18 protein-coding genes are annotated in these 22,254 nt (G+C 62.1%); 6 read left to right on the top strand and 12 right to left on the bottom strand.

The annotated features are described in order from the left end of the window. Positions 1-15 precede the first annotated feature (15 nt). The 3 genes from ACIOAU_RS19545 (at position 16) to ACIOAU_RS19535 (ending at position 4,105) form a co-directional block, all read left to right on the top strand. Entirely contained in the window at positions 16-2,709 is a 2,694-nt protein-coding gene (locus ACIOAU_RS19545; RefSeq protein ID WP_150570454.1) for a bifunctional diguanylate cyclase/phosphodiesterase, read from the top strand. Positions 2,710-2,806: 97 nt separating this feature from the next. Further along, positions 2,807-3,472: a peptide-methionine (S)-S-oxide reductase MsrA gene (msrA, locus tag ACIOAU_RS19540; RefSeq protein WP_101322452.1), complete on the top strand. Its 666-nt coding sequence runs from the start codon at positions 2,807-2,809 to the stop codon at positions 3,470-3,472. Between the two features lie 9 nt (positions 3,473-3,481). Next, positions 3,482-4,105 carry a glutathione S-transferase gene (locus tag ACIOAU_RS19535; protein WP_101322453.1) on the top strand — a complete coding sequence of 208 codons (624 nt, stop codon included), beginning with the start codon at positions 3,482-3,484 and terminating at the stop codon, positions 4,103-4,105. 106 nt (positions 4,106-4,211) lie between these two features. Here the strand turns inward: ACIOAU_RS19535 and creD are convergent, their stop codons facing one another. The 4 genes from creD to ACIOAU_RS19515 all read right to left on the bottom strand — a co-directional run bounded on the left by creD (position 4,212) and on the right by ACIOAU_RS19515 (position 8,524). Beyond that, complete coding sequence (gene creD / locus ACIOAU_RS19530; protein ID WP_401184046.1) at positions 4,212-5,540, bottom strand: cell envelope integrity protein CreD; 1,329 nt, start codon at positions 5,538-5,540, stop codon at positions 4,212-4,214. Between the two features lie 254 nt (positions 5,541-5,794). Beyond that, on the bottom strand, positions 5,795-7,228 hold the full coding sequence (gene creC / locus ACIOAU_RS19525) for a two-component system sensor histidine kinase CreC (RefSeq protein WP_150570457.1): 1,434 nt from the start codon (positions 7,226-7,228) through the stop codon (positions 5,795-5,797). Then, complete coding sequence (gene creB, locus ACIOAU_RS19520; protein ID WP_181089462.1) at positions 7,228-7,908, bottom strand: two-component system response regulator CreB; 681 nt, start codon at positions 7,906-7,908, stop codon at positions 7,228-7,230. Before creB ends, creC begins: the two co-directional genes overlap by 1 nt. Positions 7,909-8,017: 109 nt before the next feature. Beyond that, entirely contained in the window at positions 8,018-8,524 is a 507-nt protein-coding gene (locus tag ACIOAU_RS19515; RefSeq protein ID WP_150570458.1) for an ATP-dependent zinc protease, read from the bottom strand. A 181-nt stretch (positions 8,525-8,705) separates the two neighbouring features. Between ACIOAU_RS19515 and ACIOAU_RS19510 the strand changes: the two genes are divergently transcribed. Both ACIOAU_RS19510 and ACIOAU_RS19505 read left to right on the top strand, forming a co-directional pair. Continuing rightward, positions 8,706-9,593 carry an acyltransferase gene (locus ACIOAU_RS19510; RefSeq protein WP_101322458.1) on the top strand — a complete coding sequence of 296 codons (888 nt, stop codon included), beginning with the start codon at positions 8,706-8,708 and terminating at the stop codon, positions 9,591-9,593. A 200-nt stretch (positions 9,594-9,793) separates the two neighbouring features. Continuing rightward, positions 9,794-10,732: an RHS repeat-associated core domain-containing protein gene (locus tag ACIOAU_RS19505; RefSeq protein ID WP_401184041.1), complete on the top strand. Its 939-nt coding sequence runs from the start codon at positions 9,794-9,796 to the stop codon at positions 10,730-10,732. Here ACIOAU_RS19505 and ACIOAU_RS19500 read toward each other — a convergent pair whose 3' ends face one another. Beyond that, a complete protein-coding gene (locus ACIOAU_RS19500) occupies positions 10,733-11,308 on the bottom strand; it encodes a DUF2780 domain-containing protein (protein ID WP_101322460.1) in 576 nt (191 codons plus the stop codon). Positions 11,309-11,751: 443 nt separating this feature from the next. Between ACIOAU_RS19500 and ACIOAU_RS19495 the strand changes: the two genes are divergently transcribed. Then, complete coding sequence (locus ACIOAU_RS19495; RefSeq protein WP_312387204.1) at positions 11,752-12,663, top strand: RHS repeat-associated core domain-containing protein; 912 nt, start codon at positions 11,752-11,754, stop codon at positions 12,661-12,663. A 352-nt stretch (positions 12,664-13,015) separates the two neighbouring features. On the opposite strand, the gene fdhA is transcribed toward ACIOAU_RS19495, so the two are convergent. From fdhA to glyA, 7 genes are all read right to left on the bottom strand, one after another. After that, entirely contained in the window at positions 13,016-14,215 is a 1,200-nt protein-coding gene (gene fdhA, locus ACIOAU_RS19490) for a formaldehyde dehydrogenase, glutathione-independent (RefSeq protein WP_401184037.1), read from the bottom strand. Between the two features lie 294 nt (positions 14,216-14,509). Further along, positions 14,510-15,367, bottom strand: a complete 858-nt coding sequence (gene purU, locus ACIOAU_RS19485; RefSeq protein WP_101322464.1) for a formyltetrahydrofolate deformylase — start codon at positions 15,365-15,367, stop codon at positions 14,510-14,512. Positions 15,368-15,377: 10 nt separating this feature from the next. Beyond that, the gene (locus ACIOAU_RS19480) at positions 15,378-16,010 is read right to left on the bottom strand and encodes a sarcosine oxidase subunit gamma (RefSeq protein ID WP_101322465.1); all 633 of its coding nucleotides are present in this window, start codon (positions 16,008-16,010) and stop codon (positions 15,378-15,380) included. Between the two features lie 81 nt (positions 16,011-16,091). Beyond that, on the bottom strand, positions 16,092-19,106 hold the full coding sequence (locus ACIOAU_RS19475; RefSeq protein ID WP_220632685.1) for a sarcosine oxidase subunit alpha: 3,015 nt from the start codon (positions 19,104-19,106) through the stop codon (positions 16,092-16,094). Further along, positions 19,103-19,438: a sarcosine oxidase subunit delta gene (locus ACIOAU_RS19470; RefSeq protein ID WP_101322467.1), complete on the bottom strand. Its 336-nt coding sequence runs from the start codon at positions 19,436-19,438 to the stop codon at positions 19,103-19,105. Before ACIOAU_RS19470 ends, ACIOAU_RS19475 begins: the two co-directional genes overlap by 4 nt. Before the next feature lie 15 nt (positions 19,439-19,453). Then, positions 19,454-20,704 (bottom strand): sarcosine oxidase subunit beta family protein, encoded by a 1,251-nt coding sequence (locus ACIOAU_RS19465; protein WP_101322468.1) that lies wholly within the window; start codon positions 20,702-20,704, stop codon positions 19,454-19,456. Positions 20,705-20,719: 15 nt separating this feature from the next. Next, entirely contained in the window at positions 20,720-21,973 is a 1,254-nt protein-coding gene (gene glyA, locus ACIOAU_RS19460) for a serine hydroxymethyltransferase (RefSeq protein WP_188036804.1), read from the bottom strand. Positions 21,974-22,254 lie beyond the last annotated feature (281 nt).

The following is a 22,254-nucleotide window of genomic DNA, read 5'->3' as shown; positions in this document are numbered from 1 at the left end:
TCAAGCGAGTCTTCGATGAAAAGCCAACCCGATGCCGCGACCCGAGTGGCGGCCGAGGTCGTGACCCAGCTACCCGTGCCCTCGCGGCTGGGCATGCTGCGTTTCGAAAGGCTCAACGAAGCCAACTGGGCGATGCTCTACCTGGACCCCAACTGCGACCGCCAATTCGGCCTGCCTGCCGCTGAGCTGTGCGCGTTGGTCAGCTCGCCGTATGCCAGCCTGATGGAGCCCGAAGCACGCTATCGCCTGCATGACGAGATCCAGCTGCAGCTGTCGCGCCGTGGTCATTACCGGGTGCGCTACACCCTGCACGTTGGCCCGGCGCCATTGCGTTTGCTGGAGTGCGGCGAAGTCTACAAGCAGCATGGCCGGCAGCTGCTGCGCGGGTACCTGACAGTGCTCGATGATCACGCCGAAGACAGCATCAACATGACCGCCAGCGACCTGGAAACCCGCAACAACCGCCTGCAGATCGCTCTGCAGCTGAACCAGCGCGCGCAGCAGGAACAGCTAGAGCATCTGGAGCGGGTACGAGCCCAGCAAGACTTGATTCTGCGCCTGGCGCGGCAGCGCTACAGCGCCGACAACTCGCTGCTCGAAGCCGCCGAGCTGATCACCCGCAGCGCCTGTGAAATCTACAACGTCGACTGCTCGAGCATCTGGTACCTGCATGACCAGCAGCTGGAGCCGATTACCGCTTGGTACCGGCTTGACCAGGAGCACCGCCTACCGGCCCCGATCGACGCCAGCCAGTTCCCCGACTACATCGAAGCGCTGCATGCCAGCCGCGCCATCGACGCGCACAACGCCAGCCACGACCCGCGCACCCGCGACATGGCGCAGAGCCTGTTCCCGGCCTCCGACAACGCCATGCTCGACGCCAGTATCCGCGTCGACGGCCAGGTAGTCGGCGTGCTGTGCCTGGAGCAAACCGGCATGCCGCGGGCCTGGCAGTCGGATGAAATCGCTTTTGCAGGCGAGCTCGCCGACCAGTTCGCCCAGGTCATCACCAACCACAACCGGCGTACCGCTGCCAGCGCGTTGCACCTGTTCCAGCGCGCGGTCGAGCAGAGCGCCAGCGCCTTTTTGCTGGTCAACCGCGACGGCGTGGTCGAGTACGTCAACCCAAGTTTCACCGCGATCACCCAGTACAGCACCGATGAGGTCCAGGGCCATCGCCTGTCCGAACTGCCGGCCCTGGAAAACCTCAGCGAGCTGCTGTTCGATTCGCCGTCGAGCCTGGACATGGGCAACAGCTGGCAGGGCGAATTCAAGAGCCGGCGCAAGAACCTCGAACCCTACTGGGGTCAGCTGTCGATTTCCAAGGTGTACGGCGACAACCGCGAGTTGACCCACTACATCGGCATCTACGAAGACGTCACCCAGAGCAAGCTGGCTCAGCAGCGCATCGAGCGCCTGGCCTACACCGACAACCTGACCAACCTGGGCAACCGCCCGGCGTTCATTCGCAACCTCGATGAGCGCTTCAGCCGCGACAGCGCCAGTTCGCTGTGCCTGCTGCTGGTCGACATCGACAACTTCAAGCGGATCAACGACAGCCTTGGCCACCAGACCGGCGACAAGCTGCTGGTGAGCCTGGCCCGACGCCTGCGCAACAGTCTGACCGTCGGCGGCATCCTTGCGCGCTTTGCCAGTAACGAATTTGCCGTGCTGCTCGACCACACCAGCCTGGAGGGCGGCCAGAGCATTGCCCTGCAACTGCTGCGCACCCTCGACAAGCCGATGTTCGTCGACAACCAGCTGATCAACGTCACCGCCTCGGTAGGCCTGGCCTGCGCGCCGCTGCACGGCAGCGACCCGCAGACCCTGATGAAAAACGCCGGCCTCGCCCTGCACAAGGCCAAGGCCAACGGCAAGCATCAGGTGCAGGTGTTCACCGAAGTGCTCAACGCCGAAGCCAGCTACAAGCTGTTCGTCGAGAACAACCTGCGCCGCGCCCTGACCCAGAACGAGCTGGAGGTGTTCTACCAGCCCAAGCTGTGCCTGCGCAGCGGGCGCCTCCTCGGGCTGGAAGCGTTGCTGCGCTGGAACCACCCGGAGCGCGGCATGATCCGCCCGGATCAGTTCATCAGCGTGGCCGAAGAAACCGGCCTGATCATCCCCATCGGCAAGTGGGTGGTGCGCCAGTCGTGCCGCATGAGCCTTGAACTGAGCGCCGCTGGCCTGGGTGACCTGCACGTCGCTATCAACCTTTCACCCAAGCAGTTTTCCGACCCTGAGCTGGTCAGCTCGATCGGCTCGATCATCAAGGAAGAAGGCCTGCCTTCGCACTTGCTGGAACTGGAGCTGACCGAAGGCTTGCTGCTTGAGGCGACCGAAGACACCCACCGCCAGCTGATCGAACTGAAGGCGTTGGGGCTGACCCTGGCGATGGACGACTTTGGTACCGGCTACTCGTCGCTGAGCTACCTGAAGAAATTCCCGATCGACATCATCAAGATCGACCGCAGCTTCATCAACGAAATCCCGGACAACCAGGACGACATGGAAATCACCTCGGCGGTGGTGGCCATGGCCCACAACCTCAAGCTCAAAGTAGTCGCCGAGGGCATCGAGACCCCTGCGCAGCTGGCCTTCCTGCGCCGCCATCGCTGTGACGTCGGCCAGGGCTACCTGTTCGATCGGCCAATCCCCGGCCGCGAACTGGTTGAGCGCCTCAAGCGCTACCCGCGCGGACCAGTGGCCTGACAGCGCGCTCAGTCTAGGGCACTATACAAGTCATTCGGGCCGCAGCAGCGCGCTGACGGCCCCTGCCTACATCTACTGAATATACAGAGGAGCGGCTATGGTCCTGCGTTCGGAAATCCTGGTGAACAAAAACGTCCTGCCTACTGCGGAGCAGGCCCTGCCTGGCCGCGAGACGCCGATGAGCCTGCCCGAGATGCATTACGTCTTCAACGAGACGCCGCTGCTTGGGCCGTTCTTCCAGAACGTCGATTTCGCCATCTTTGGCCTGGGTTGCTTCTGGGGCGCCGAGCGCCGCTTCTGGCAGCGCGAAGGCGTGGTCAGCACGGTGGTCGGCTATGCCGGCGGCTTCACTCCGAACCCAACCTACGAAGAAGTCTGCTCGGGCCTGACCGGCCACACCGAAGTGGTGCTGGTCGTGTTCGACAAGGACAAGGTCAGCTATCAGGAGCTGCTGGCGATGTTCTGGGAGCTGCACAACCCGACCCAGGGCATGCGCCAGGGCAACGACGTCGGCACCCAGTACCGTTCGGCGATCTTCTGCACCAGCCCCGAGCAGCTTGAGCAAGCCAACGCGAGCAAAGCGGCCTACCAGGCTGAGCTGGACAAGGCCGGCTTTGGCCCGATCACCACCGAGATCGAGCAGGCGCCAACGGTGTACTTCGCCGAGGCCTACCACCAGCAATATCTGGCCAAGAACCCCAACGGCTACTGCGGCATCGCTGGCACCGGCGTGTGCCTGCCGCCCAGCCTGCAAGGCAACTGAGGCCCGGCCATGAGCACGATGACCCTGTTCCACTCGCCGCTGTCGCCGTTTGTGCGCAAGGTCATGGTGGTGCTGCACGAAACCGGGCAACTGCCGCGGGTACAGTTGCAGGCAGTGAATATCAGCCCGGTGGCTGGCGACGAGCAACTCAATCAGGACAACCCGATCGGCAAGATCCCGGCCTTGCGCCTGGAAGACGGCACTGTGCTGCATGACAGCCGGGTGATCTGCGAGTACCTCGACAGCCAGCACGTCGGCACCCCGCTGATCCCGCGTGAGGGCTCGGCCCGCTGGCGCCGGCTGACCCTGGCGGCGCAGGCCGATGCGATCATGGATGCGGCGGTATCGAGCCGCTACGAGAGCTTCCTGCGCCCGCAGGACAAGCGCTGGGATGGCTGGCTCGAAGCGCAGAGCGAGAAGATCCGCCGCAGCCTGGCCAACCTGGAGCAGGAGCACCTGGCCGAGCTGATCTCCGGGTTCGACATGGTCGCCATCGGCGTCGCCTGCGCGCTGGGTTATCTGGACCTGCGCCAGCCTGAGTTCGGCTGGCGTGAGCGCCAGCCCGGCCTGGCGGCCTGGTACGCCGAAGTGTCGCAGCGGCCTTCGCTGCGCGCCACTGCGCCAGCTGCCTGACTGACGGCAAAAGGGGCCGCAATGCGGCCCCTCTTTCAGCGCTGGCCTGGCGCAAACAGCAGGCCGATCTGCAGCGCCAGCCGGCGCCCCAGCTCACGTTCCTCCCTCATGCCGACCTCCCCACCCGCGACCAGTCCAGGCGCCGGGTCAGGACCATGAATACGCCGAGCAAGCCAAAGCACAGCAGCGAGCCCATCAACAGCGCGTAGTCCTCGGCGCTGAGCAACCCGAACAACATCGCGTAGAGCACCGCCAACCCGCCAGCGAAGCCCAACCCGCGCCAGACACTGCGCAGCACGTGGCTGAGGTAGAAGCCGATCAGCAGCACACAAGCCGACGCCGACAAACCATAGGCAGCGCCAAAGCCCAGGTGCTCGGACAGTGACAGCAACAGCAGGTAGAAGAACGCCAACGCCACGCCAACCAGCACGTACTGCACCGGGTGCACGCTGAGGTTTTTCAGCACCTCGAAGAGGAAGAATCCGGCAAAGGTCAGAGCAATGAACAGCAGCGCATATTTTATCGCCCGCTCGCTCTTGAGGTACTGGTCGACCGGGTCGACAAAGCTCACGCCAAAGGTGCGCTGCTTGTACTCACTACAGTCGGCGACCGTCGCACACTGGCGCAGGGCATCTTCCAGGTTGGTGGCAAAGAACGAGGTCTGCCAGTGGGCCTTGAAGCCATCACCGCTGATCTCGCGCCGGCTTGGCAAGTAACTGCCGACAAAGCTTGGGTGCGGCCAGTTGGCCTGCATGTCGACACTGCTGCTGCGCCCGATCGGCAGCACGTACAGCTGCCCGGTGCCTTGCAAGGCAAGCTCGAAGCCATAGGTGAACTCGCGCGCCTGCTGGCCATCGAACTGCGGCAACGGCACGTGCACACCGCCACGCATCCAGTCCAGACCGGTACCTGCAGCGAAAGGCAGGCGTTGATCATCCAGCTGCAGTTCCAGGTTGCTCTCGATGCCGCGGATGTCGCTGATGCCAACCACCAGGAACGGCTTGTCGAAACGGTAATCCTCATAGTCCTTGTCGATGCCCCAACGCTCGGGCAGCTTGAACCGCCCGGCTATCTGACTCTTGGCGTGGAACAGCCGCGCCTGATAGATGCCGCGGGCGCGCAGTTCGGTATCGATGTTGATGTCAGCGTCGAACGTCTCCGGCAGGAAGTACAACTGGCCGTTAACGGTGACCGTCTCCTGTACGCTCTGGCCGTCCTTGTCGATCCAGCGCCGCTCGTACTTGCGGTACGGCACCACCAGCAGTGGACCGGAGATCAGCTGATCGAAGCTTGAGCTCTGGGCGATGTCGGCCAGCACATTGTCGCGCAGGTTCTGCCGGTCCTCGATCAGGCCACCGATCATCAGCAGCGGTATCAACAGCAGCAACATCAGCAAGGCGATCATGCCGAGCTTGAAACTCAGGGTCTTGTTCATGGGTGGAGGCTCCGTTGGCGATGGGCACAGTCTGTGCCGCGCCTGTGGAGCCAGCAGGGAGCCAATGTGGAGATTGCGTGGAGATACTGTGGTGAGTTGCAGTTACCAGCTTCGCCGCCGACACCGCCGGGCCAGCTACGCTGGCCTTTCGCGACACAAGGCCGCTCCTACAGGGGCCGCGTCATGTCAGGTTCACGCGGATCCTGAAGGAGCGGCCTTGTGTCGCGAGAATGTCGCGAAGCGGCCCCAGCAATTCAACAGACGCGCCGCAGCGGCAGCCACAACCTCACCCGCACGCCGCCTTCGACGTTATCCACCGCCAACTCGCCACCATGCAGCTGCATCACCTCGGCGACAAAATTCAGCCCCAGACCGCTGCTCTTGCGCCCACTGCCTGGTCGCGGCAGCGAATAGAAGCGCTCGCTGACGCGCCCTATCGCGTATTGCGGAATTGCCTCACCCTGGTTGAACAGGCTCAACGCGACCCGCTCGCCGCCCTGCTCCAGCTCGAACAGCAAAGTCCCACCCGCCGGGGTGAAGTCCAGTGCATTCTCGAGCAGGTTGGCCAACGCCTGGCGCATCAGGTACGGATCACAACGCAACCGCACCGCCGCTGGCACGCGCTGGCGCACCTGCAAGCCAGCGCTGTCGATACGCGCTGCGTGGGCCAGCAGCAACTCGTCGACCAGCGCCGCCAGCGCCACCTCCTGCTCATCCTCCAGAGCCTGCATCTGCTCGACCTGGGCGAGATTCAGCAAGCGTTCGATCATCTGCTGCAAGCGCCCGCTCTCACGTTCGATATTGCTGGCAAAACGCAGCCTCTGCTCGGCGGGCATGTCGCCCTGCAGCAGCTCGGAGGCGCCACGAATCGCCGCCAGCGGGCTTTTCAGCTCGTGGGTCAGGGTATGCACATAGCGCTCGACATAGGCCTTGCCGGCAAGCTCGGTGCGCATCCGCTCGACTGCGGTGGCGAGTTGCTCGAGCTCGCCGCCCTTGTAATGCGGCAACGCCGCGCGCTGACCCTCGCTGACCGCCTGGGCGTAGTGGGTGAGCCTGCGCAGCGAGCGCGCCAGCCACCACGACAACAGCGCACCGACCAGCAGGCCGAGGATGATCAAGCCCAGGCCAAGATTGAGCAGGCGCCGCTCGGCGCGGTCGATGTACGGCTGCAGCGAGCTGTTGGGCTTGGCCACGGTGACCACGCCGATGATCTTGCCGGCATCCATGATCGGCGCCGCGACGTGCATCACCGAGGTGCTTTCGTCATCCGGATCGCTGCGTGAAGAGCGCGCACCGTATTGCCCGTGCAGGGTCAGGTAGACGTCGTTCCAGCGTGAGTAATCCTTGCCCAGATCGACCCCGGCCGAGTCGAGCAGGACGATGCCATTGGCGTCGGTCACGTAGATGCGGTGGCTGACCTGATTCTTCGCCAGCCCCCAGATCTGCGCGCCGGGGCGGCGCTGGCCGTACGATTCAAGCAACTGCGGCAAGCGGCTCTGGCCAAGGGTCCCGGCCTTGACGTCGTCGTGGAGGATCTCCGCCAGCAGGTTGGCGGTGTCGACCAGGGTTTCTTCGGAAGCCTGGCGCACCACCGGGCGGATCTGCTCACGCACGGTATTGAGCAAAAAATAGCCAGCCAGCCCGACAAACAGGAAGTACACCAGAAAGATCCGAATACCCAGGCGCATCAGGCGTGTTCCGGGCTGTAGCTGTAGCCCAGGCCGCGATGGGTCTGGATCGGCTCGGCGTCAGCGGCGACCTGGCGCAGCTTGGCGCGCAGGCTCTTGATATGGCTGTCGATGGTGCGCTCGTAGCCAGCGTCCCCCGCTACCCCCAGCGCGTCGAGCAACTGCTCGCGGCTGAACACCCGCTGCGGCTGCTCAAGCAAGCACTGCAGCAGGCGAAACTCGTGACGGGTCAGGGCCAGGCTGACACTGCGGTAAACGATCTGCATGCGCAGCGTGTCGACCTGAAACAGCGTCGCCACAGCGGGCGTTTCGCTGCGCGGCGCCATGCGCTTGAGGATCGCCCGCACCCGCGCGGCCACTTCGCGGGGGCTGAACGGTTTGACCACGTAATCGTCGGCACCGATCTCCAGGCCCAGCACCCGATCGATCTCGGCGTCGCGGGCGCTGAGAAACATCACCGGCACTTCGCTGAAGCGGCGCAGCTGGCGGCAGGTTTCAAAGCCACTGATGTCGGGCAGGCCGATGTCGAGAATGACCAGGTCGGCCGGCTGCAGGCGCTGGCGCTCGACGGCAGCGCTACCCAGGGTCACCCACTCGGTGCTGTGGCCGTCGGCTTGCAGGGCGTAGATCAGGGTGTCGGCGATGGCGGATTCATCTTCGACGATGAGGATATGGGGCATTCTTGGCGACAAGCCTCAAGCTGCAAGCTTCAACTAGAAGCGGATCGCGTGAACTTACACCGATCCGCTGTTTCTTGCAGCTTGTGGCTCGCAGCTTGAAGCTGCTCCGTCAGCACTCAGGCTTGCCAGCGGTAAACCTACGCGCGGGGTTTACCGCCGCCTTGAACTCGCGCAGCGCCTTGGCGCCAATCAACAACGGATAATTGAAGCTGCTGCGGTCCGTCAGGTTGACTTCGACGGTACGCTTCTCGCCGCCCAGGCACAGCTCCAGGTCGACCACCGGCCGGCGCGCTGCCTCAGCGCTGTCGCCTTCGTCATCGTCCTCGTCGGCGCGGCTCTTGATCTTGCTGATGCGCGCAACCTTGTGCTCGTAGACCTTGCCGTCGGCATCCTTGGTTGCCAGCTTGAAGCGCACCCAGTCCTCGCCATCACGGGTAAAGCGCTCGATATCCTTGGCCGACAACGAGGCTGTCAGCGCACCGGTGTCCATCTTGGCCTTGAGCGTTTCACCGCCGATCTCCGGCAGGCTGATGTACTCGTAGCGACCATACAGGGTCGGCTCGGCGGCCATGACCGGCAGGGCGAGCAGCGATAACAGGGCAAGCAGTGGTTTCACGGGCTAACTTCCTTGAGACGGGACAGTGCTTAGACTGCACAAGCGCGATAGGTTCGTCGCAAGAGCTTATCCAACATAATGTGAAACATTTGTCCCGGTCGTAGGCCATTGGAAGTTTGGCGTAGGCGATAACCGCACTTATCATTGTCGACCGCTTATTTCACACAACAAGAGTCTCCTTATGCGTCGCCTGCTGACCGGCATCCTCACAACCATTCTGCTATTGCTCAACACCGTGGTGATGATCTGCCCGTTGATGGTCTTCGCCCTGCTCAAGCTGGTGCTGCCGGGCCGAGGCCGTGACTATGCGTCTGCAGGCGTGATGTGGATGGCCGAGACCTGGTCGGAGATCGACAAGGTCATTTTCGCCCTGTGCATCCCTACCCAGTGGGATATCCGCGGCGTCGACAAGCTGCGCCAGGACACCTCCTACCTGTGCGTGAGCAACCACCAGAGCTGGGTCGATATCCCGGCGCTGATCGAAAGCCTCAACCGCCGGGTGCCGTTCTTCAAGTTCTTCCTCAAGAAGGAACTGATCTGGGTGCCGCTGCTGGGCCTGGCCTGGTGGGGCCTGGACTACCCGTTCATGAAGCGCTACAGCAAGGCGTTTCTGGCCAAGCACCCGGAGCTCAAGGGCAAGGACCTGGAAATCACCAAGGCCGCCTGCGAGCTGTTCAAGCGCCAGCCGGTGACCGTGGTCAACTACCTTGAGGGCACGCGCTTCAGCGAGGCCAAGCGCCTTGAACAGCAGTCGCCGTACAAGCACTTGCTCAAGCCCAAGGCCGGTGGCGTGGCGTTCGTGCTGGCGGCGCTGGGCGAACAGCTCGACGCTCTGCTGGATGTGACCATCGTCTACCCGGGCGACCAGGCGCCGGGCTTCTGGGCCCTGCTCAATGGCAGCATCAGCCGGGTGATTATCGACATTCGCGTGCATGAGCTGGACCCGGCGTTGTGGGCGGGCGATTACGAGAACGACCCGGTGTTTCGCGAGACCGTGCAGGCCTGGGTGAACCAGCTGTGGGTCGAGAAGGACCAGCGCATCGAGCAGTTGCGCGCCGAGATGCGCTGAGGCTTGCAGCGGCTGAGCCGGCCTCTTCGCGGGGCAAGCCCGCTCCCACAGGATGTGCGCTTGTGGGAGGGGATCAATGTCCATCAGCCGCAGACGGACAGGAACGTAGGAAGCGCCCTAACACTTCTGCCAGTTATGCAACATCTCGCAGGCCGGGAAACTGAGCTGATCAAAGACTCAGCGCCTGCGAGGCCAGCCCCGTGAACAAACGCCTTAACTTCTACCAAAGCGGACAGATCAATCTCGAGATCACCGGCAACCAGAACTGGAAGCTACTGCAGGGGGCCGGTCAGCCGTTGGCTGAGCGGCGCGACAGCCACTCTGGCATGGACATTCAGCTGTTGATAACGGACAGCCAGAAGTCCGTGTTGAAGACGCACGGCGGCCTTGGCGCAGCCACTTGCATCTATACCGCCTATGGGCATGACGCTCGGTCACAGCCTGCGGCGCCGCGACTTGGGTTCGCGGGTGAACCTCCCGAGCCATTGACCGGCAACTACCTGCTGGGCCAGGGGTATCGCGCTTATAGCCCGGTACTGATGCGTTTCCTCGCACCTGACAGTCTGAGTCCGTTCGAGGAAGGTGGGTTCAATGCTTATGGCTACTGTGCGGGCGACCCCGTCAACTATTCAGACCCGACAGGGCACCATCCAGCGGTGTCAGCGGAGCTTCTGAAAGCCCAGATAGCAAAAATGCGCTCGGCTTCCGCAAAACGTTCCACCCCGCAACCGGTCAAGAAACTGCCCGGCAAAGACGCATCAGTAGAACCCCTGCGCTCCATATTGATAAAAGAGAAGCGCGCTGACCGACCGAAAAAGTCAGTACGCATCGCTGACACGCCGGGTCGCAGTGATGTGAAAACGGATACCCCGACCGCCTTGGTGGCAGCACCAACGGCCCAGTCCATCTTCAAACAAAGGATGGCGCTCTCGAGAGCGTCAGGGAATATCTACGCTGAGCTTGAAAAGCTGGAGCACCACTATGTAGGGGCTTTGCATTACTCCGGAAGTTCGCCCCAAGCCAGACGCCCGCCAGGCAAACTGATATCAGCAAAACTGAAAAGCATCGGCGAGCTAATCGGCAACAGGCGCCAACGGCTATTCGAGCTTCGCGACGCCGCCGAACGCCTTAGAACCTGATCAAACCGAAGGTGTTGTTGCAGGCGCCGGAGTGGTCCACAGGCTACCCAGGTTCTGCAGTAGCGAACCGGCGATGCCTTGTTGACCGAGGTACTGGAGAATCAGCGGGGCGAACTGGCCGATCATGCCGGTATCCATGCCCAGGGCCTTGAAGGCGCTGTCCAGATCGCTGCGGTCTTCGACGTTGTTGCCCAGCGCGTTGCTCAGGGCCGATTGTTTGTCACTGTTCTTGCCGAGCAATTCGCCCAGGCCACTGAGGCCACCGAGGGCGTTGGCGCCGGAGAGCAGGTCCAGGCCGGGCACGGCCTTGGTCAACTGGCCGTAGTCGTCGCTGCTGAGGTTGTTGCGCGCCAGGCCGAGCATTGCCCCGGCGCCGCCCACGGCCTGTTCGGGGGTGATGTTCAATTCGCTGCCCAGAGTGTTGAGCAGATTGGCCGATTCGGCGGGTGCCTGCACTTTGCCTTGTGACTGCTGGCTTTGCGCGGCGGACACGGCATTGGCGGCGTCGCTGAAGTTGAAGGCGAACGCTGGCGTTGCGGCCAGGGTCATCAGGGTTGCCAGGGTGAACGCTTTCATCGGGGGGACCTCGTCGGCCGGAATGGCCTGGGAAACGAGGCATTCGACTGGGGGTTTGGAGGTTTGTTCCGGGCCGGGTATCGGGCCGTTTTCATCCAGCGGGGGGTGGTTTTCGGGCTTCCAGCTTGACGGCAGATTGCCGGGGCTGCTGCACGCTGGGCGGAAAACCAAGTCACAAGGCAACCCTGGCAGGCCGCACTGACTCCTGCGTACAACTGCCATAAACAGCCATCTAATTAACCGAGTTCGCACAGGGCATTTCCTAAGGCCATGTATGGCTACCAACCGTGCGCAGGAAGTTTTGCATTCTAAAGCGGGAATTCAGAAAGCACGCCAAACAGAACTAGTACTTTTGCCAGTTGTGCCCGCTCATTCACTCGCCCGACACTGGAGCAAACTCACCCTGCACCAAGATCGCAGGCAACTCACATGAGCATGCACTAATGACCAAAACCAATGCGGGCGACCGCCTGTACTTTCATCAGAGCGACAAACTCGCCACCGTAAAACAAGGCACGCAAAATCACAGCGTATTCCGTAGCCTCGATACCGCCTTGGCAGAGCAATTAAACTGTGACAGCGAACCCGTGAGGTTCCTGACTACCGATGGCAATGGATCAGTGCTCCAGGTAAAAACTGACCAGCAACTGGAGAGCCTCCCTTACACCGCCTATGGGCACTCCGCATCACAGCCCTCAACCCTGTCACTCCTGGGATTCAATGGTGAGTGCATTGATCCGGCAGAGCTTTATATTCTAGGCAATGGTTATCGCTCACATAACCCTCGCCTTATGCGCTTCTTATCGCCAGACAGCCTCAGTCCGTTTGGCAAGGGGGGCCTCAACAGCTACGCTTACTGCGGTGCAGACCCTGTAAACTTCACCGACCCGTCTGGACACTTCCGACTGTTCGGTCGCTTGTTCGCCCCCAAACTACCCAAACATGTAAAAAACGCGCCTACGCGAGAATTACCCAGCTACTCAGAGGCGCAAAGATATGCCGTGCCCGGCGAGAGGCTACCCAGTTACGATGAGACTCTCAGAAATTACCCCAAAGAGAGAGATATAAGAATCACAAAGACCGCACCCCTTTTAAATAAATTAGAAGCTCGCGTCAAGAAGTACGACAGCTACATTGAACGCCAGCACGTAAAAGCTGATAAAGCCAACAGTGAATACACAATTTACCAAGCCAGCGCCAACCAATACGTCAACGGCTCTGACATGTGGCGCTTCTATACAAGCAAGGCAAATTTGGCCTACGACAAGGAAGCCTATTACAACGTGAAATCAAGAGACTTTACTGCCGATAGGGATAAGATAATTGCGGCCATTGCAGAGCTAAGACAGACTTAATCCTATTATCATTACGGCTGCACAGCATCTATCAGCGGATGAATACTGGGGTTTGCGAGGACAAACGAAGATCAAAAACAGCAACTTATACTTTTATCAAGGCGGCACCCTCGCCTCCGTCAAACAAGGCACCCAAACCCGCACAATCCTGCGCGGCGCTGATATGCCGCTTGCCGAGCGGCATTCAGAGGCCACACAAGGTACGGAGCTTTTAGCAGCCAACGCGCTAGCCGACAGGTCACCTGCGGTCTAGGGATCGAGCATCAGAACAAATCCTGACATTCACCCTGCCAATCATCCCGGCCTCCCCTAAAAAAAGCCCCTGAAAAGGGGCTTTTTTCTCGATGTCACATCACGCCGCACTAAACGTCTTATGCGGATCAATCACAAACTTCTTCGGCACCCCAGCATCAAACTCGCCATAGCCTTCCGGCGCCTGATCCAGGCTGATCACCTGCACGCCCACCACTTCAGCAATATTGATTCGATCCCACATGATCGCCTGCATCAGCTGGCGGTTGTACTTCATGGTTGGGGTCTGGCCGGTGTGGAAGCTGTGCGATTTCGCCCAGCCCAAGCCAAATCGAATGCTCAGCGCGCCGATCTTGGCGGCGGCATCTACCGCGCCCGGGTCTTCGGTCACGTAAAGCCCCGGGATACCAATGTTGCCGGCAACGCGGGTCACCTGCATCAGCGAGTTCAGCACGGTGGCCGGCGCTTCATGCTTGGCGCCCTCGTGGCCATGGCCGCGCGCCTCGAAGCCGACCGCGTCAACGGCGCAGTCCACTTCCGGCTCGCCGAGGATGTCGATGATCTGCTCGTGCAGCGGGGTGTCCTTGGACAGGTCGACCACCTCGAAGCCCTGCGACTTGGCATGCGCCAGACGGGCCGGGTTGAGGTCGCCGACGATCACGCAGGCGGCGCCCAGCAGCCGTGCCGACGCAGCAGCCGCCAGCCCCACCGGGCCGGCACCGGCGACATACACGGTGCTGCCAGGGCCAACCCCGGCCGTCACGGCGCCGTGGTAGCCGGTAGGCAGAATGTCGGACAGGCACGTCAGGTCACGGATCTTCTCCATGGCCTTGTCGCGATCCGGCAGTTTCAGCAGGTTGAAGTCGGCGTAGGGCACCAGCACGTATTCGGCCTGGCCGCCGGTCCAGTCACCCATGTCGACGTAGCCGTAGGCGCCACCGGCGCGGGCCGGGTTGACGGTGAGGCAGACGCCGGTGTGCATCTCTTTGCACGAGCGGCAGCGGCCGCAGGCAACGTTGAACGGTACCGAGACCAGGTCGCCGATTTTCATCCGCTCGACGTCACGACCCATCTCGATGATTTCACCGGTGATCTCGTGGCCCAGCACCAGCCCGACCTGGGCGGTGGTACGGCCACGAACCATGTGCTGGTCGGAGCCGCAGATATTGGTGGAGACCACCTTGAGGATCACACCGTGCTCGATCTTCTTGCCGCGTGGGTCCTGCATTTTGGGGTAGTCGATGTTCCGCACCTCGACCTTGCCAGCGCCGAGATACACCACTCCACGGTTACCAGACATGCTCTTACCTCGCTTGATTTGTACTTATGCAGCGTTGGTTGAAGCGCCGCCATCCATGGGCGGCATGTGTTACTGGAATGGGGGAATTGTGGGCTTGTGGCGGGGAAATGCCGTGACTGGAAACGACAGTGGCTTGCCCGCAGGCGTCAGGTGGGTCTGGAGATAGCCGGGGGCGCTTTGCGCCCCTTTCGCGACACAAGGCCGCTCCTACAAGGACCGCGTCGGCCCAAACTACGCGGTCTTTGTAGGAGCGGCCTTGTGTCGCGAAAGGGCCGCAAGGCGGCCCCGACGATCTCAGAGCACCACCGTCCGATTGGCGTTGAGAAACACCCGCCGCTCAATGTGATATCCCACCGCCCGCGCCAGGGTCAGGCCTTCGATATCACGCCCCTTGGCAATCAGGTCTTCGGGATAGTGACTGTGATCCACCACTTCGACCCCCTGGGCAATGATCGGCCCTTCATCAAGGTCGTTGTTGATGTAGTGCGCCGTGGCACCGACCATCTTCACACCCTTGTTGTAAGCCTGGTGATACGGCTTGGCACCCTTGAACCCAGGCAGCAACGAGTGATGAATGTTGATCGCCCAGCCATCCAGGCGACGGCACAGTTCAGGCGACAGCACCTGCATGTAGCGCGCAAGAATCACCAGCTCGGCACCACTCTCCTCGATCACCTGCAGCACCTTGCGCTCTTGCGCAGGCTTGTCCTTGGGGTCGAGGGCGAAGTGGTAATACGGGATCTTGTGCCAATGCGCCAATGGCTCGAGATCGGGGTGATTAGAGATCACCGCGACCACGTCCATCGCTAGCTGACCAATGCGCTGACGGTACAACAGGTCGTTCAGGCAGTGGTCGGCCTTGGACACCATGATCACCACCTTGGGGCGGTGATTGGGCGCGGTCAGCTCGAAGGTCATGCCAAACGCATCGCTGCGCTCGGCCAGGCCATCACGAAAACCCGCCTCATCGAAATCATCTGGCTGGCGGAACTCGACGCGAATGAAGAAGCGCCCCGACAGCCGATCATCGAAGGAGTGGTGCTCGGTGACATAGCAACGCTGCTCGTAGAGAAACCGCGTCACGACATCGACCGTGCCGAGCATGCTCGGGCAGTCGGCGGTGAGAATCCAGGTATCCGGTGCCCGACTCATGCGTCTCTCCTTAGGCTTCGATGCTCAGGCCGTATTCAGCCGAGGCGTCCTGCAGCCACATCCACCAGTAATCGGCGAAGCTGCGGCGAATCACCAGTTCCCAGGTATCTTCACCGGTGCGGCGGATCACCAGCTGCGACTTGGCGAACACCGTGCCGACCGCCTTGCCCACCGGGAAGTTGTTTGGATGTACATCATAGCTGGTGGATTTCATCAGCACGTCGCGCACGTTGGCGCCCTGCAACTCGAGCAGGGTCTGCCCGCCGCTGACATTGACCACCTGAATGTGCAAGCCCGCGAGGGCGTCGCGCAGTTGCTGCTCGACCGCAAACTCCTGCCCGCCCGGGACGATCAGCAGCCACTCATCCGGGCCAACCCACTGCAGCGAGGTCTCGCCCTTGGCGACCACGGTCAGGGCTACCGGCAGCTCCAGGCCGAGGGCCTTGTGTACACCGCTGGCAAAGGCCGGATCATGGCCGTCGCCACGCAAGGTCAGATGACCAAGCAGTTTTTTCTCGCGCAGGGTCACGCCTGCGTTGTTGCGGCCCTTGCCCACCAGGCTGGCGAGGTCTGCATGATGCAGCGGCGTCTGGGCCTTGGCCTCGGCGCCGGGGTTTTGCTGGAAGACGTTGATAGCGCTCATTGTTACCTGCCTTGAATTCTTGTGTTCAGGCGTGGCAGCGGCGCTCGGCCGCGGCCACGAGAGTTGAGCATCGGTCTGGCGTCAGACGTTCTGCCGCTCACCCTTCGGATCGAAGAACACCGAAGACACAATCTCTGCTTCGATCACGCTGCCATCGGCCTGCGGCGAATACACCCGCTCACCCATGCGCTTGAGACCACCCTTGACCACACCCATGGCGAACGAATAGCCGAGGGAGTTGGAGGCATAGCTGGAGGTGACGTGACCGACCATGTCCATCGGGATCGGCTGCTTCGGATCGAACACCAGCTGAGCGCCTTCCGGCAGCCACTGTTTAGGGTTGATCGGCTTGAGCCCGACCAGTTGCTTGCGGTCTTCGCGCAGGCAGTCTTCGCGGTTCATGCCACGCAGGCCGATCCACGAGTACGGCTTGTTGCGTCCGACACACCAACTCATGTTGAGGTCGTCGGCGTTCATCGAGCCATCGGTATCCTGGCCAACGATGATGAAGCCCTTCTCGGCACGCAGCACGTGCATGGTCTCGGTGCCATACGGGGTCAGGTTGTACTGTTTGCCAGCCGCAACGATCTTCTCCAGCACACCCATGGCGTAGTTGGCCTGGACGTTGACTTCGTACGACAGCTCACCGGTGAACGAGATGCGGAACACCCGCGCCGGCACGCCGCCAACGGTGCCTTCCTTCCAGGTCATGAACGGGAAGGCGTCCTTGTCCAGGTCGATGTCGCTGATCTCGGCCAGCAGCTTGCGGCTGTTGGGGCCAGACAAGGTCATGGTTGCCCAGTGGTCGGTGACCGAGGTGAAGTACACCTTCAGTTCCGGCCATTCGGTCTGCAGGTACAGCTCCATCCAGCCCAGCACGCGCGCTGCGCCGCCGGTCGTGGTGGTCATGATGAAGTGGTTGTCGCCGACGCAGGCGGTCACGCCGTCGTCGAAGACCATGCCGTCTTCCTTGCACATCAGGCCATAACGGGCCTTGCCCACATCGAGCTTGGTCCAGGCGTTGGTGTAGATACGGTTGAGGAACTCACGCGCATCCGGGCCTTGAATGTCGATCTTGCCCAGGGTCGAGGCGTCCAGCAGGCCGACGCTGTCGCGCACGGCCTTGCACTCACGCTCAACGGCGGCATGGATATCTTCACCGGGCTTTGGGAAATACCACGGACGTTTCCACTGGCCGACATCCTCGAACTCGGCGCCGTTTTTAACGTGCCAGGAATGCAGTGCGGTGAAGCGTACCGGCTCGAACAGGTGACCACAGTGACGACCCGCTACCGCACCGAAGGTAACCGGCGTGTAGTTGGGGCGGAACATTGTGGTGCCCATCTGCGCAATGCTGATACCAAGCGAACGGGCGGCGATGGCCAGGCCGTTGATGTTGCCCAGCTTGCCCTGATCGGTACCGAAGCCCAGCGCGGTGTAGCGCTTGACGTGTTCGACCGACTCAAAGCCTTCACGGGTCGCCAGCTCGATGCCGGCAGCGGTGACGTCGTTCTGCTGGTCAACGAACTGCTTCGGCCCGCGAGTGCCTTTGTCATGCGGCACCTGGAACAGGGCCAGGGTAGGCTCCTCGGTGCGCTGGACGGCTTTAGGCAGGGTACCGACCACGGCCTTGAAGCCGGCTTCGGTAGCGGCGCGCACGCCACCTTCAAAACCATCGGCCAGGACATCACCAAGCGGGTAGACGCCATTCATGCCGCCAACACAGACGCGCTTTTGCGGCGCATCACCCGGGACGAAACCGAGGATGTCTTCACGCCATACCGGACGCCCGCCAAGGTGCGAGGCCAGATGGACGATCGGGCTGTAGCCGCCGGAGGTCGCGATCAGATCGCAGGCCAGGGTTTCGCCAGGGCTGGTCACGGTAAACGCCTGGGCGTCGATGGCGGCAACCCGCGCACCGGTCACATGCTTGCTGCCAGTCGCTTCAACCACAGCGCTGGAGGTGAGGATGCGAATGCCCTTGGCACGTGCTTCTTCCACCAGCGAACCGCGTGGGTTGTGGCGTGCATCGGCGATCGCAACCACTTGCAGGCCGGCATCGTGCCAGTCCAGGGCAACGCGATAGGCGTGGTCGTTGTTGGTCGACAGCACCAGCTTGCGCCCAGGCGCCACGCCGTAGCGACGCACGTAGGTGGAGACAGCGCCGGCGAGCATGTTGCCCGGCACATCGTTGTTGCCGTACACCAGCGGACGCTCGTGGGCGCCAGCCGCCAGCACAACTTGCTTGGCACGCACGCGGTGGACGCGATGACGCACCTGGCCAATCGGCGCGCGGTCACCTAGGTGGTCGGTCAGGCGCTCGTGGATGGTCAGGAAGTTATGGTCGTGGTAGCCGTTGACGGTAGCGCGTGGCAGTACCAGCACTTCGGCCATGCCTTGCAGCTCGGCCACGGTAGCCGCGACCCAGTCGGTGGCAGGCTTGCCATCGAGAGTCTCACGGCTGTCGAGCAGGCTGCCGCCGAACTCTTCCTGCTCATCGGCGATGATCACCCGCGCACCGCTGCGGCCAGCGGCCAGCGCTGCGGCCAGGCCGGCAGGGCCAGCACCGACGATCAACACGTCGCAGTGGTGGTTCATGTAGTCGTAGCTGTCCGGGTCGTTCTGCAGCGGCGCGCGACCGAGGCCGGCGGCTTTGCGGATGTACTTCTCGTAAGTCATCCAGAACGATTTCGGGTACATGAAGGTTTTGTAGTAGAAGCCCGGCGGCATCATGCTGCCACCGACCTTGCCGAGGATGCCCATCACGTCGTTGTTGACGTTCGGCCAGCCGTTGGTGCTGGTCGCGACCAGGCCGGCATACAGCGGCTGCTGAGTGGCGCGCACGTTGGGGATCTGGGTGGCTTCGCTGGAACCGATCTGCAGGATCGCATTCGGCTCTTCGGTGCCGGCTGCAATGATCCCGCGAGGCCGCGAATACTTGAAGCTACGGCCGACGACGTCGACGCCGTTGGCGAGCAACGCGGCAGCCAGGCTGTCACCTTCGTAACCCTGATAGGTCTTGCCGTTGAAGCTGAAATTGAGGACTTTGCCGCGGTTGACACGGCCGCCGCTGGCAAGGCGATAACTCTGGCTCATACTTTTTCCCCCAGGCCTTTGACGGTCGACGGCGCGGCGCTAGCCTTGCTGGCGGCAGTGATCTGCGGCTTCTCGCCGATCTTGTAGGTTTCCAGAATTTCGTAGGTCACGGTGTCGCGGGTGACGTTGAAATACTGACGGCAACCGGCGACGTGATCCCACAGTTCGTGGTGAATGCCACGCGGGTTATCGCGGAAGAACATGTAGGTACCCCACTCCTCGTCGGAGCAAGCCGCCGGATCGAGCGGGCGGGCAATATGAGCCTGGCCTGAGGCGTGAAACTCTTCTTCGGAGCGCAGCTCGCCGCAGTGGGGACAGAAAATATGCAACATGACGATTGTCTCCGATTAGTGGGCGACGGCCGCAGCGCCGTGTTCATCGATCAGCGCACCGTTGTAGAAGCGGTCGATGGAGAATGGCGCAGCCAGTGGGTGCATTTCGCCTTTGGCCAGGCTTGCGGCAAACACGTTGCCTGAGCCTGGGGTGGCCTTGAAGCCGCCGGTGCCCCAGCCGCAGTTGAAGAACAGGTTCTTCACCGGGGTCTTGGAGATGATCGGGCAGGCGTCCGGGCAGGTGTCGACGATGCCGCCCCATTGGCGGTTCATGCGTACCCGCGAGAGGATCGGGAACATCTCGACGATCGCCTGCAGGGTGTGCTCGATCACCGGGTAAGAACCGCGCTGGCCGTAGCCGACCCAGCTGTCGATACCGGCGCCGATGACCAGGTCGCCTTTGTCCGACTGGCTGATGTAGCCGTGTACCGCGTTGGACATGATCACGCTGTCGATGATTGGCTTGATCGGCTCCGAGACCAGCGCCTGCAGCGGGTGCGACTCGAGCGGCAGGCGAAAGCCCGCCAGGCGCGCCATGTGCCCGGAGTTACCGGCAGTGACCACGCCGACGCGCTTGGCGCCGATGAAGCCCTTGTTGGTCTCGACACCGATCACCGCGCCGTTTTCCTTGCGGAAACCGGTCACTTCGGTCTGTTGAATCAGGTCGACGCCGAGGGCGTCGGCAGCGCGGGCAAAGCCCCACGCCACGGCATCGTGACGGGCCACACCACCACGGCGCTGAACGGTTGCACCGAGGATCGGGTAGCGGGTGTTCTTCGAGCAGTCCAGGTACGGGATCTCGGCCGCGACCTGGTCGGTATTGAGCAGCTCGCCGTCGACGCCATTGAGGCGGTTGGCGCTGACTCGACGCTCCGAATCACGGATGTCCTGCAGGGTGTGGCAGAGGTTGTAGACGCCGCGCTGGGAGAACATCACGTTGTAGTTGATGTCCTGCGACAGGCCTTCCCACAGTTTCATGGCGTGCTCGTAGAGCTTGGCCGACTCGTCCCACAGGTAGTTGGAGCGCACGATGGTGGTGTTGCGCGCGGTGTTGCCGCCGCCCAGCCAGCCTTTTTCGACCACGGCAACGTTGGTGATGCCGTGCACCTTGGCCAGGTAGTAAGCCGTCGCCAGGCCATGCCCGCCGCCGCCTACAATCACCACGTCATAGACCTTTTTCGGGGTCGGAGTGCGCCACATGCGCTGCCAGTTTTCGTGGTGGCTGAGGGAGTGTTTGAAAAGGCCGAAGCCCGAATAGCGTTCCATTGTCTGTTACTCCACTCAGCGGTAAACCGGGAAGTCGGCGCACAGTGCGGCGACCTGCTTGGCAACGTCGGCTTCGACGTCGGCGTCGCCCAGGTTGTCGAGGACATCGCAGATCCAGCCGGCCAGTGCCACGCACTGAGCCACCTTGAAACCGCGGGTTGTGACCGCCGGGGTGCCGATGCGCAGGCCCGAGGTAACGAACGGCGACTGCGGGTCGTTGGGTACGGCGTTCTTGTTGACAGTGATGTGCGCGCGGCCCAGGGCTGCGTCAGCGTCCTTGCCGGTCAGGCCCTGACGGATCAGGCTGACCAGGAACAGGTGGTTGTCGGTACCGCCGGACACCACGTCATAACCGCGCTTGATGAACACTTCGGCCATGGCCTGGGCGTTGTCGATGACCTGCTGCTGGTACTGCTTGAAGCCAGGCTCCTGCGCTTCCTTGAAGCACACTGCCTTGCCGGCGATGACGTGCATCAGCGGGCCGCCCTGGGCGCCGGGGAATACCGCCGCGTTGAGCTTTTTCTCGATGTCCGGGTTGGCCTTGGCCAGGATCAGGCCGCCACGTGGACCGCGCAGGGTCTTGTGAGTAGTGGTGGTGACCACGTCGGCATACGGCAGCGGGTTCGGGTACAGGCCAGCGGCAACCAGGCCAGCAACGTGGGCCATGTCGACGAACAGCAGCGCACCCACCTTGTCGGCAATAGCGCGGAAGCGCGGGAAGTCGAGGGTCTTGGAGTACGCGGAGAAACCAGCAACGATCATCTTCGGCTGATGCTCGACCGCCAGGCGCTCGACTTCGTCGTAGTCGATCAGGCCGGTGTCGGTGTCGATGCCGTATTGCACCGCGTTGTACAGCTTGCCCGAGGACGAGACCTTGGCGCCGTGGGTCAGGTGGCCACCATGGGCCAGGCTCATGCCCAGAATGGTGTCACCGGCTTGCAGCAAGGCCAGGTATACAGCGCTGTTGGCCGACGAACCGGAGTGCGGCTGGACGTTGGCGTAATCGGCACCGAACAGCTGCTTGGCGCGCTCGATAGCCAGCGCCTCGACCTTGTCGACGTGTTCGCAGCCACCGTAGTAGCGCTTGCCCGGATAGCCTTCGGCGTATTTGTTGGTGAGGCCGCTGCCCTGGGCCTGCATCACGCGCTTGCTGGTGTAGTTTTCCGAAGCGATCAGCTCGATATGATCTTCCTGACGTTGTTCTTCGGCATTCATCGCCGCCAGCAGCGCGTCGTCGTAACCCTGGATCTGGTCTTGCTTGCTGAACATCATGTGTCTCCCGGCAGCGATCATTTTTTGTCAGTAGGGTTCAGTGCCCCTTTGTGCCGATGGTATGACTGCGGCGGGTGGGTCAGATGCCTGCGCACGCCTTGCAATGGCGCGTTTACGACATTCGCCGCTGGGCTGTCGCGCGCGGGCATGCTTGCCAAAATCAGCCATCGGCCTGCGCCCGCGTGCCTGAGCCGCCGGCGGGCCGGGCAATTGCGCCGTGCACGGTTGTATAGGCAACCGGGTAAATGATCGTTTAGAGTGCATCTCTGCGTCGTTCA

The organism is Pseudomonas sp. NPDC088322, from assembly GCF_044740745.1.
Taxonomy (GTDB): Bacteria; Pseudomonadota; Gammaproteobacteria; order Pseudomonadales; family Pseudomonadaceae; genus Aquipseudomonas; species Aquipseudomonas shirazensis.
Note: the sequence above shows the minus strand (reverse complement) of the source record. Positions and strands in the feature narration are given on the sequence as shown.